Raw genomic sequence first — 11,963 nt, 5'->3', positions numbered from 1 at the left:
TAATTCAGAGATCGAGGAAAAATGTCGAAGACTACCCGTCGCGTTTACAAGATCGCAGCTGCGGCAGCTTTTACCGCTGGTTCTGTGGCAGCAATCCCGGCAACCTTTGCGGCAGAAGCACCCGCCGATCAGCAGCAGCAGGTTGTTGATCAGAAGGCATCTTCTCAGACTTCTTCCCTGCCCGGCGGCAACGCAACCGAGACTCCCAAGGCTGAGGCTCCCAAGACTGAAGCTCCTAAGGCTGAGGCAACTGAAGCACCTAAGGCTGAGGCTCCCAAGGCTGAGGCAACCGAAGCTCCTAAGGCTGAAGCACCTAAGGCTGAGGCTCCTAAGGCTGAGGCAACCGAAGCTCCTAAGGCTGAAACCCCTAAGGCTGAGACTCCTAAGGCTGAGACCCCTGCTCCCGCAACCCCCGAGCCCACCACTCCCTCCACCCCGGCTCCCGAGGTGAAGCAGGCTAACCCCTTCGTCTCCATCGAGAACGCACGCTTCTCCGGTGATGCGCAGTTTAACACCGTGAGCGTTGTTGGTACCGGCTTCTACGGCGAGAAGGTCGGCCCCGGCGTTCAGGTCAGCATCTACGCGCTGGATGAGAACCAGCAGATTACCGGCGACGTCATTACCACCGTGTCCGTGTCTGCGGACCAGATTCAGGATGGCTCCTTCAAGACTTCCTTCACTGTCGAGGCAAGCAAGCTGCCCGCCGGCGCTTCCTACGCTCTGGTTGCTGTGAGCAACCCTCAGGCTGCTCAGGCTGACCAGAAGCTCGTGGCTCTCTCCTCCTTCAAGGTCACCGAGTCCACCTCTCCCGAGGCACCCAAGAACAAAGAGACCCCCGCTCCCGTGACCCCGGCACCGGAGACCCCCAAGGCTGACGAGACCCCGGCACCCGAGGCTCCCAAGACTGAGGCTCCCAAGGAAGAAACTCCTGCTCCGGAAGCACCCAAGGCTGAAACCCCGGCACCCGAGCAGACCGAGACCCCCGCTCCTGAGGCTCCCGCAGCACCTGAGAACGCAACCCTCACCACCGAGGATGCATCCCTGAATCCGAACGACCAGTACAACGTCCTGACCTTCAATGGCTCCGGCTTCACCCACGAGTCTGTCGCTAACGGTGTGCAGATTGCTATCTTCCGCCTGGATGCAAACGGCAACATCACCGGTGATGCTCTGGCAACCCACGATGTGCCTGCTTCTGAAATCGTGAACGGCACCTTCCGCGTCAAGGTCAGCGTTCTTGCTGAACTGCTGCAGCCCGGTTACGCATACGCAATGGTGGCAACCAGTGACCCCAACGGCCTGGTACACCAGGTGGCAGTCACCACCGCTACCGTGAGCGATGCGAACAACCCCGCACCGACCCTGCCGGCAGCTACCGAGGATGAGAGCACCACCGTTCGCGATAACGGCGACGGCACCACCAGCGTCTTCACCGCTGAGATGCGCGAAGATGGTTCGGTTGTCGTAACCGAGACCCGCATGCCTTCTTCTCAGGCACCCAAGGCTAAGGTTGGCAACGCTTCTGCTGCTACCTCCTCTAGCTCCAAGGGTCACACTGTAGGTGTCTCCGGCACCAAGGGTTCGACTTCGACCTCTTCTTCGGCTTCCTCGAAGCCGCAGCTGGCTAACACCGGTGCTGAGGGTGTTGCAGGTATTGCAGGCGTTGGCGCCGCAGCTCTGATTGCTGGTGCCGCACTGATGCTCCTGCGCCGCCGCAGCCTCTAAGGTTTATCCTTTCGTATAGAGTCTTATGAAACGCCCTCGCGGTCTCTTTGGGAATAAAATATTCCTAGGAGACCGCGAGGGCGTTTAGGCGGTATTTTGCGGAATGTAATAACCGCATGAGACGGGCAAACCGGTGCAGATTTGTTTGTTGCGGGTTTCCTGAGTCTGTGAGTTTTGGAGTCCCGAATTGGGAAGAGAGAGGAATGAGAAACGATGAGTGTACAGGCAGTACAGTACGACCACTTTGGGCCCGTGGAGAATCTGAAGTTCGTGAGTGTACCGGAGGAGATTCCGGGGGAGGGGCAGGTAAAGATTGCGGTGCATGCGGTCGGCCTGAACCCTGTGGACTATAAGATCTTTGAGGGCGCTCCGCAGCTCAGGATGCTCTCGCGCGTCATGAAAATCAGGAACCCCCGCCGTTGGTTTGAATCAAAGAAATCGCAGTTCCCTCGTGGAGTAGGGCGTGATTTCTCCGGCACGGTGCTCGAGGTGGGGCCCGGCGTATCGGGTTACCATGTGGGTGACGAGGTCTTCGGAACCATTGTTAGTGCCCCCGGTCTGGGTACCAAGAGGGGGTCTCTAGCTACGGAAATTTGTGTGAATACCGGTGATATTGCGCTTAAGCCCGCCTCCATTGATTTTGACCATGCCGCTGCAATGGGTGTCGCGGCCTTGACCGTGGGAGGCGCCTTCCGCCATATTGGCGTGGGTGCGGGCGATACTGTGGTCATTTCTGCAGCCTCGGGCGGAATTGGGTCCACCGCTGTGCAGTATGCGGTGGCTCGTGGCGCACGGGTCGTCGGAATCGCGGGGGCTGCGAATGCCGAATTTGTTAGGTCGCTGGGTGCTGTTCCGGTTGCCTACGGTGAGGGCGTTAGGGAGCGTGTGCTCAAAGCTGCTGAGGGCCGCGTGACGAAGTTCCTGGACTGCTATGGTGGCGACTACGTCAGCTTGGCATTCTCGCTGGGTCTGAAGGGTAAAGACATTGGAACTCTCGTTCCTTCGCCCAAGGTCATGATCCGGGGAGCGCAGTTTACCGGCCCCCGCCACTCGGAACACGGGGATTTTGAAGCCCTAGCCGAGCTGGTTACTGAGGGAAAAGTGTCAATTCGGCTGGATCGCGTGTACGGGTTCACGATTGAGGACGTCCGTGCAGCCTACCGCGATTTGAAGGCTGGCCATACGCGTGGCAAGAGAGTCGTTCGTATTACCGATTCATAGGGAGTTTATTACTGAGGGTGCTGGGGTGGGGTGGCGGAATCATTTTGCTGGGTTATTTTGTGCGTGGTTATTGGTACGCACGCTTTTAATCAATGTGCGGGAAAAGCGCTGTGACCTGCAATTTTTTCACTTAAAAGAAATAAATTAAATGCATGGATGTGCAGAATATTTTTATCTCAAATCCATTAAAACTGCATATGCATGCAATAAAACCTTGAGCCTCAAGGGAGAGTTGAAAAATTTCGCCTAGTCCATGCAATTTGAGTACTCTTGATACTGTTCCGGAGAGTAAAAAATATTCCATGTGGGTTATTGCACAAGAAAATAGTCAGGACGTAAAGCGTATTTACAGCAATAACCTAAAAAGTATTGTTAGTGTGGAATTACCGATAAATAGAGCGATTCCCTTCGCGGTAACTTCCACCATTACAGGAATGTTATGACTAGTCCGTGCGTTATAGCGGTCAATCCCGAAGAGACACCCGTCCAGCTTCGATCCGTGGCACCCTCCGGAGGGTATCGTTCACACTCACAGAAAAGGTGTGTTCCATGCCCGAACCCGCTCACTCAAAAACCCGAGCAACAGCCGCTATTGCTGCATCCGTCCTGTCCGTTACCGGTGTTGGTGCTGCGCACGCAGATGTGCAGGTGCAAAATACTGGCGGAATTGCTTCATCGACTGCGGTAGAACCCGACAATCCCCCCTCCGCAACAAACGCAACCCCCATCGAAAACGTTGCCACCCAAACCTCCCCGCAGGTGTACGTCGAGCAGGGCGTCGTCATTAACCCGGCACGTTCCCAGAGCATTACCGTCACCGGTGAAGGCTTCACCGGCGGTGCCGTTGAACGTTACGGTGTGGCGGTGTACGTGAGCGAATACCGCCAGTACCCCCTCTACGCACTGGGTCGCGGCTCCGCAGTGACGATGACCCTCGTACCCGAACTCGATGTGGACGGTGGCCGCTTCAGCACCCAGTTGACCCTGCCCGCAGGTACCCTCGACCCCAACCAGCAGTACGTCGTCGCAACTGCTGTGGTCGACCCCGGTAAGGGCTACGCAACCGAGGACCCCTCCTACAACTCCTCCGCACCGCTGGAAGTGCTGCCCGCCGACACCCAGGATGAGCCGCTCAATGCTCGGATTCTTTCGGGGCAGCTGGAAATCCCGCAGGATAAGAACCTTGTCGTCTACAAAGTCACCGGTCTGGGTGAGGCGCAGGCTTTCGAAGTCATGACCTACGCCTACGCCCTGGATAGCCAGGGTAACCGCATCCTGCTCGCTGCCTCTCCCGCGCGCGCCGACGTTATGAACGGCACCCTCCTGGACGGCATTGAAGTGCCCGGATCCAGGCTGGAAGAAGTGCAGGCTGTTCACGAAGACCTGCGCTACGTGCTGAGCGTTGAGGTTGCGCCCTCTGCCGCTAATGGTTACACCGCCCAGGAAGTTGAGGTTCCCTTCATGAATGGTTGGAATGTACAGAATGGCTCCGCTCCGGTTGCGACCGCTGAGCGTGCAATGGCGGAGCAGGCACAGTTTGAGAAGAAGCAGTCTGCAGAGGAGGCGCAGCCCGCGCAGAACGCCCAGGCTGATTCTGAGCAGGTAGTTGCCGTGAGCCCCGTCGAGAAGTTCGACCACGTATTGCCCGAGGATGACCCGCGCCGCCACTACAGCCTGCCGCGCGACACTCGCTTTGACCGCGTCCACGACACCACTGAAGAACAGAACAACACCTCTAACCCCGTGATGACCGCCCGCCTGCACGTAGAAGAAACCGTAGTTCCCGAAAACGATTCCGCAAAGACCCTGACCCTGCGTGGAGAGGGCTTCACCGGCGTCAGCTCGGTGCACCTGATGGTTAGCGCTATCGATGAATACGGAGTAGCTACCGGCGGCGTGATTGCGTCGGCTGACGTCTCTGAGATTGACGACTCCGGTGCTTTCACTGCACAGGTACAGATTCCCGGCTCGGAGCTCAAGCCCGGTGCCACCTACCGTGTGAGCGCCGTGGCGGAGGATGAGCAGGGTACTGTGCGCATGGTCAATGGCGGCTTTACCGTCGAGCGCGATAGCGTGGATAGCTTGCCCGCGGCCCCCGAGCAGGATGCGCCCACTGTCGAGGCTCCCGTAGCCGACGCTCCCGCTGTCGAGACTCCCGCGGTCGATGCTTCGGTGCCTACTGAGCCTGCGGCTGATCAGGCTTCTGTTACCGAGCAGAAGGCGGGGGAGAGCGGTTCTGAGCAGAAGAAGGACGCTCCGGCTGGTGTTCAGGGTGCTCCCGCGCAGAATGTTTCTGCACAGAATACCTCTGTGCAGAAGACTGAAGCGCAGAAGGGCAACGCGCAGAAGGTCGAAGCACAGGCATCTGGCTCCCAGAAGGTTGCCTCCGGTGCCCAGCAGAAGCGTGAGCAGCTGGCGGCTACTGGCGCCTCCAATATGTTGGTCATTAGTGCCGCTGGATCGCTGTCACTGCTTGCCGGTATGCGTTTGAGCCGCCGTCGCCGTAGTGAGATGCAGCTCAGTTCTCGCCGCTAAAACGGGTCAATTATTGCCCCACTAGGCAAAATATGCATATAGATGTAGGGATGTCCGAAATGCAAGATTCGGGCGTCCCTACATCTTTAACTTTTTCTAAGGTTATACCTATAATTTAGAGTGCTGTCATAGACGGTACTATCACTCTTTACCACCTCGTTCACCCGAGGTGAGGAGTCGCTGTGAAGCGCCTCCGGTCACCGATATCAGAGAACCGTTATTCTGTGCCTACTTCCGACCTTTGGGCGCAGGAGTCACACGACGATTCATCACACTCACTCACGAAAATAGGTGACCATGTTTTCCACGCAGCGAACTGCTCGCGGCGCGGCGCTAGTAGCGTCTGCCGCCCTCGGTTTGGGCGGCTCCGTCGCGCCTGCAACTCTGGCCCCTGCCACCTTTGCCTCTGCCGCTCACGCGCAGACTCAGCAGACCCCGAAGCCTGAACTTCCCATCGCCGTTGCCACCGATGTGGTTAGCCACGACATTACCCTGGACCTGGTTGCTCAGAGCAATGACTACACCCTGCTGTCGTTGACCGGTGTAACCTCTTTGGAGAATCTGAGGGTTCGCCTGGTCGCTATTTCCGTTGACGATGGTATCATGGCGGCGATGACCGTGCCTGCCTCCCAGATGACTGCCTCTCTGAACGATGAGGGTGCGCTAGAGGTCAGTATTCACCAGCGCCTGAACGTTGAGCAGCCGTACATGGTTGAGGTGCAGAACCTGAGCACCAAGGATGCTATTTCGGTTGAGTTCATGCCTGAACAGGGCGCGACCGTTGACGAGATTCTGGCGAGCCGCCAGAACATTTTCTTCCCTGACACCCCAGGCGTTCCCCGTGCTAACCGCGTGGAGGCGAATCCCACCCCCGAGGTGTCCCTGAGCCCCAGTGCATCCCCGAGCGCCGCGAAGGATAGCCCGCGCCCGACGGTCGCCCCGGTACCTTCTGAAGCGCCGTCTGCATCGCAGAAAGTTTCGGCTCGTCCTTCTGCGAGTGCATCTGCTAGCGCCTCGGTGAGTGCGTCTGCCAGTGCTTCTGCTTCGGTGAGTTCTTCTACCGATGATGCGGCACCCGCTGAGGTGACCGAGGATCGTCTGCTGGTGCACTCCCGCTCCGATCGGGCTCCCGCGGAGACCCGTGAGGCGACCCTGGAAATTTCTACCGCAGAGCTGCGCGGATCGGATGAGCTGCAGCCGATTAGCGTGCGCGCTAGGAACGTGGCGGAGAGCGGCCTGGGCTATGACGTGATGGTCTTTGAAATGCCTGCTGACGGCGGTGCCGTGGGTTCACCGCTGGCGACCACGCATGTGAGCCCTCAGCAGGTGACTGATGCTTCTTTCTCTGCTGATTTGAAGGTTCCCGGTACCTCTTTGCATGCGGGTAAGCGCTACCGTGTGGTTGTGGTGGGTGGTAACTCCACTGAGGAGCTGCAGCTCATGGCGACCAGTGCTTTTGGTGTGAGCGTGATTCAGCGTGCGGTTCCTGTTGATCCGGCTCCGAAGCCTACGAATACTGTTGTTCACCCGCAGGTCCCGATGATTTCTGATGCGAATCAGCGTGTGAGCCCTTCGGCCCCTTCGGGTCGCGTGAGCACTGTGGATTCTTCAGGTGCCTCTGCGGATGCTCAAGATTTGGTGACTGATTCTGTTGCTAAGATCCCGTCGGTGGATAGCGCTCTGGGCTATATTGTGCAGGCGCAGCAGTCGGCGCGTGCGATTACCGCGCAGGCTCGTAATTCTGTGGCTGAGACTGCGGTGGTTCCTTCGACGATGGTGATGTCTGGTTATGCGGTGATGTTGCCGGGGCGTACCGTGGTGAACCTGTTGGGTTACCAGTCTGCTGAGGGTGAGACGGTGACTGTTGCTTCGCCTCAGGAGAATGTGGGTGCTGCAGGTTCGGGTAGTTTCTATACGCGTAGCTCGAAGTCGCGCGGTGATTCTGCCGGTTCGAAGCTGGAGGCGAGCGCTCAGGATAATGGCCCGCTGCCGGAGGGTACCTTGCCGCTGAGTATTGCTCTGCTGGGTTCGGTTGCCTTTGTGGGTACTGCTGTTGCGGTTAATGTGTATCGTCGCCGCCTTGAGGGTGCTGAGGAACTGGGTGCTGAGTAGTTCAGCTATTTGCCGCTTAGCGCTGTGAGGCGTGGCTCTCTGTAGGGGAGTTGTTGAGTGGGAGGCGCTCTGTCGGGTGCGTGCCGTGTGGGTGCGTGTTCGGTGGGGCGCCTTCTGCGTGCCCGGATGTTTGACTCTATTGCGCGGTGGTCTGGTGCGCCTTGGGGCGGTGTAATAATCTCTTTTTGGTGCACTCTGGAGAATATATTTTGACATTCGAATTTTGCGTTATTTATATCTCAGTAAAGTAATTAATTCCCTTTTATTTCGGTAATTATTGCGACATAAAGTTTTAGCACATGAATGCAATGCAACATTAAGTGCAATATCCGTGTTAGGCTAGGGTGTAACCGACGTACTGGTGCGCAAATACTTGGATAGAAACACCGGCTTGTGGTGAGCCTTCCCTAGTCCACGCTTTGCGCCTACATCGATCGAAATGGCGCACATGACTATCACTCGACTTCCGAAACGCATTCATGCTCTTTCGCTTGCCGCCGCTTTAGGTGCAAGCGCTTTTGTGCTTCCTGGCGCCTCCGCAGTAGAGGCTGAAGCAATTAACGTGAATGATTGCCTGGCGGCTTTGGTTAATAGCGAATTTAATTCAAGCTGCCCCTACGAAGACCTCGAAATTGAGGTCGATACCATTGAGATTCAGATTCAGTCCATCAAGGACGGTCAGGCAACCATTAAGCTCGCCCCCCTCTATGAGGGCGGCTACGTGGGCGATGCCTCTAGGGTGTACCTGGTAATGCAGTACTACGGCACCACCGGCACGGTGCTCGGATCTGATACCTACGAGCCGTCCGCACTGCAGGTTGAGCGTGCTGACGACGGCTCCATGCTGGTCACCTTTGAGATGCCGCAGATGCCCCAGGAAGGCTACTACTCCATGAGTGTCATGGACCTGGTGACCTCCGATGCGGGCTACGGCGAATTCATGATCTCTGAGGGCTCTCTCGTGCCGCATACTATCCCGGTAGAGGACGACTCTGACGAGGTAATGGTGGATAAGAAGGAAACTGCCCACCAGGTGCCGACCATTGACGAGCTGAAGACGATGGAAAAGCTCCGTGAAGAGGAGCAGAAGAACCAGCAGGCTGCAGATCAGAAGGGTAGCAGGGATAAGGTTAAGACTGAGGCGCCTTCCGAGTCTGCTGAAAACCCGAACTCCGAAACCCACACGCAGAAGCTGGAGCAGATCCCCGGCGGATCGACCTCTTCTCGCGATATTCAGACCCTGAGCGCTACGGAACTGAAGGTTGCGTATGCTGAGGTTCGCTCCGATAAGGAAACCAAGCCGGTGACTATCAGTGCAGCGCGTCTGGCTGCGAATGCGGCTGGCTACGACCTGATTGTGGTTGAAACCGACATGAGTGGCAACCATAAGGGTGATGCGCTGTCCATTACGCACATCAGCTCTGATCGCATTGTGAATGGCGCGTTCAAAGAAGAGATTGGCATGCCCGGCTCTCTGCTGAAGACCGGCTCGGTGTACACCGCCTACCTGGTGCGTGCGGACGATACTGAGTATGCGGAAGAAGTTGTCTCGGTGCGATTCAAGGTCAGTGGCGAGGCGACCGGCAACTCAACCTCCTTGACGAAAGATGAGTCGCCTCGCCAGGATGCAAGCGCATCGCTCACGCCCAGCGCCAATGCGGCCGAGGCGACCGGTGCCACTCAGGGTAGCCCCTCGGCTGCTACTAGCGCCGTCTCCAATAACGCCGTCTCGACTCGTTCTGACGCAACCCAGTCGGGCTCGGGTCAGTCTGCCGCGAGCGCGCCCCGCTCCACCCTGGATGCGGTGAGCGCCATGTCCAAGGCTAAGGAAGCGAAGGCTGAGCGTCAGCGTCAGGCTCTGCAGACTTTGGCTCAGGCGCGCACGATGAGCCCGCGTTCGGCTTTTGAACCGACCCGCACTAACCAGATTTCGGCGTATAGCTCGGGTTCTGACCCGGCGTCTATTGCTGTTGCCGCAAACCTGGACGCTCTGACCGATGAAGAAAAGGCGGCTTCGTCGAAATCCGGTAATGGTAATAAGGGTTTTACTCCCGTCATTCACTCGGAGCCTAACACTCGTTCCGCTGCGGTGCACTCGAACACCACCCAGGTGTACTCGAACGCTGACCGTCAGGACGGCGTGAAGGCTGCGGTTTCCACTGCGGCTCCTGCGAGTGAAGAGGTTGCTCAGCACGGTGTTGCCTTCTGGGCTCTTGGTGGCGTTGGTTTGGCGCTCGTGGTTGGTGCCGCCTGGATGGCTCACCGCCGCGGTTTCTTGGGCGGCTAATGCGCTAGTCAGGCGTTTTCTGCCGGCCCTGTATAGTATGTTTTTCGTTTCATGAGGAATGCTCGCCCCCGCTATCTGTAGGTGCAGATAGCGGGGGCGAGTCGCGTGTTCAGGGTGTTCAAAAAAACTCTACCCTCGCGTGAATAAACCTTAAGGTTCGTGATAGGGTTGAAATAACCGATAAATAGATGCGAGCTATTGTCAGGTCTTCACCACCTGAAATACGAAGCGGAGCATGGTACGACGAATCCGGGTACATGACGCGCCCGAAGGGCTCCACGCGGCACGTGAAGAACAAGCAATAGTGCGCACATTTCCACCACGAAAAGACGCATTGCATGAGTATTTATTCAGCGAAGCACCGTATTGTCACCGCAACCATTTTGGCTGCGGGGCTTCAGTGCGGGCTTGTTGTACCCTCTGTCGCGGCGGAGGCACCCGTCACGACGCACTCTGCCGTGCAAAAAACCGCCACCCTGACCGCAACCCCGAACCAGGCTGAAGACAATCAGCAGGTGCAGGGCGCAGCCTCCACAATCACCATGAAGGCGCAGCTCAAGGACGGCAGCTACCTCCTGCGCTGGACGGGCTTCCCTGAGGGGCTGGAGGCTTCCAGCGTGCTGGTTGACGTGAACTTCTACACCCCTTCCGGTGAGTACGGTGGCTCCGTCCTGGAGAGCCCGACCCTAACTGAGGGAACCAAGGAGGGGGAGTTCCGCCTCCTGATGAGCCCGGCGACGGACTCGAACGTCGTGTACGTGATCGTTCTGGAGGATACCGCGCACGGTGTCTCCTACGAATTCTTTGTGACCGAGCAGGGCAACCGCCTGGTCCAGACCGCTGACCCGCGCAACGGCAAAGCAAAGCCCACCGAACCGCCGGTCGATATTGAGCGTGAAGAAGCAGAAACCGGCGAGGCGACTGCTCAGCCGACCCCCGAAGCGGTGAACCTGCCGTCGCCCACCGCTACGTCATCCACCGATACGAGCGATGACACGGTTCGCCGTACTGTAGATAACCCGCAGAACCATGATTCTGGGCAGTACGTTATCTCCGAAGACAACAGCGTGTACGATCCGATGAACCAGAGGGATGGCAAAGCGCACCTATCCATTCAGGATTCGCAGGGCGACTCTCAGGATGACACGAAGCCCGTCACGGTCCGCGCCACGAACTTCCCCCGGAATGACAAGGGCTACGACCTGATTGTCATGGAAATCGACACCAACGGCAACACTGTTGGTGATGCGCTCGCCATTGTTCATGTTGGCCCGGAATCCATTTCTGCGGGCGCTTTCGAGGCTGTGATTGGCGTGCCCGGTGCGTCCCTGCAGATCGGTAAGACCTACCTGGTGGCGGCTTTCGACGCAGGCGATGATGGCAACCTTCAGCTCAATACGGTGCGTTTTACGGTGACCCAGGCGTCTGCCGAGAATGGTGGCTCGTCATCTAATTCTTCCTCTAAGGACGAGGGTAACCCAGCTGTGGAGTCTTCCGCCTCTCCTTCGACTGCCTCTGAGACTGCGAACGCATCCGGCGCGAAGGCACCCGCTGCGGGTTCTACGTCTAAGACCCGCGGTATTCAGGCTGATACCGCTATGGCTCCGGGTACTAATGACGCCACGATTTCTGTTCCGCGCCCCTCGGGTGGTTCCGCTACCGAGTCTTCCTCGGCTCTTGGGTACCGCACCGGGGAGGCGCAGCCTGTTGAGGTGGCGACCCCCGATTCTAACCTACCTTCGGGTACTGATTCGGCGGCGCAGTCTCGCCGTGCCGCGATTCTGAACGGTTCTTCCTCTCAGGTTCGTACTGATCCCGGATCGCCGAATGGTGTGAAGGCAACGGAGGCGCAGATTACCCACAACATGGATAAGAGCTCGCCGCTTCTGCCGATTTTGGTGACCCTGGGTGGCGGTCTGATTCTTGGTGCTCTGGGCATGTCACGCATGCATACCTCGAAGAAGGATTAGTCGCGTAGGGGGTGGGGGAGTAGCGGCCCCTGTTGCCTGTTGAGGGGGTATTGCCCTGTCGGTGTGCTGTGGGATGGTTTGTCACAAAACGGTTTCTTGGAACCTGATGTTGA

At 57.8% G+C, this 11,963-nt stretch carries 6 protein-coding genes; all 6 read left to right on the top strand.

The window, feature by feature from the left end:
• Positions 1 to 21 precede the first annotated feature (21 nt).
• The 6 genes from HMPREF2528_RS07965 (at position 22) to HMPREF2528_RS07940 (ending at position 11,850) form a co-directional block, all read left to right on the top strand.
• Positions 22 to 1,725, top strand: a complete 1,704-nt coding sequence (locus HMPREF2528_RS07965) for an LPXTG cell wall anchor domain-containing protein (RefSeq protein WP_070506111.1) — start codon at positions 22 to 24, stop codon at positions 1,723 to 1,725.
• A 213-nt stretch (positions 1,726 to 1,938) separates the two neighbouring features.
• Complete coding sequence (locus HMPREF2528_RS07960; protein WP_070506113.1) at positions 1,939 to 2,946, top strand: NADP-dependent oxidoreductase; 1,008 nt, start codon at positions 1,939 to 1,941, stop codon at positions 2,944 to 2,946.
• A 549-nt stretch (positions 2,947 to 3,495) separates the two neighbouring features.
• Positions 3,496 to 5,481, top strand: coding sequence for an adhesin (locus tag HMPREF2528_RS07955; protein WP_070506115.1), 1,986 nt, complete (start codon positions 3,496 to 3,498; stop codon positions 5,479 to 5,481).
• 297 nt (positions 5,482 to 5,778) lie between these two features.
• Complete coding sequence (locus HMPREF2528_RS07950; protein WP_070543694.1) at positions 5,779 to 7,593, top strand: propanediol dehydratase; 1,815 nt, start codon at positions 5,779 to 5,781, stop codon at positions 7,591 to 7,593.
• A gap of 448 nt (positions 7,594 to 8,041) precedes the next feature.
• Positions 8,042 to 9,880, top strand: coding sequence for a hypothetical protein (locus tag HMPREF2528_RS07945; RefSeq protein ID WP_246823917.1), 1,839 nt, complete (start codon positions 8,042 to 8,044; stop codon positions 9,878 to 9,880).
• A gap of 338 nt (positions 9,881 to 10,218) precedes the next feature.
• Positions 10,219 to 11,850, top strand: a complete 1,632-nt coding sequence (locus HMPREF2528_RS07940; RefSeq protein ID WP_070543693.1) for an enoyl-CoA hydratase — start codon at positions 10,219 to 10,221, stop codon at positions 11,848 to 11,850.
• Positions 11,851 to 11,963 lie beyond the last annotated feature (113 nt).

This window comes from Rothia sp. HMSC078H08, from assembly GCF_001808955.1.
In the GTDB taxonomy this organism is placed as follows: Bacteria; Actinomycetota; Actinomycetes; order Actinomycetales; family Micrococcaceae; genus Rothia.
The sequence above is the reverse complement of the archived record's forward strand: the minus strand, read 5'-3'. Positions and strand labels throughout refer to the sequence as shown.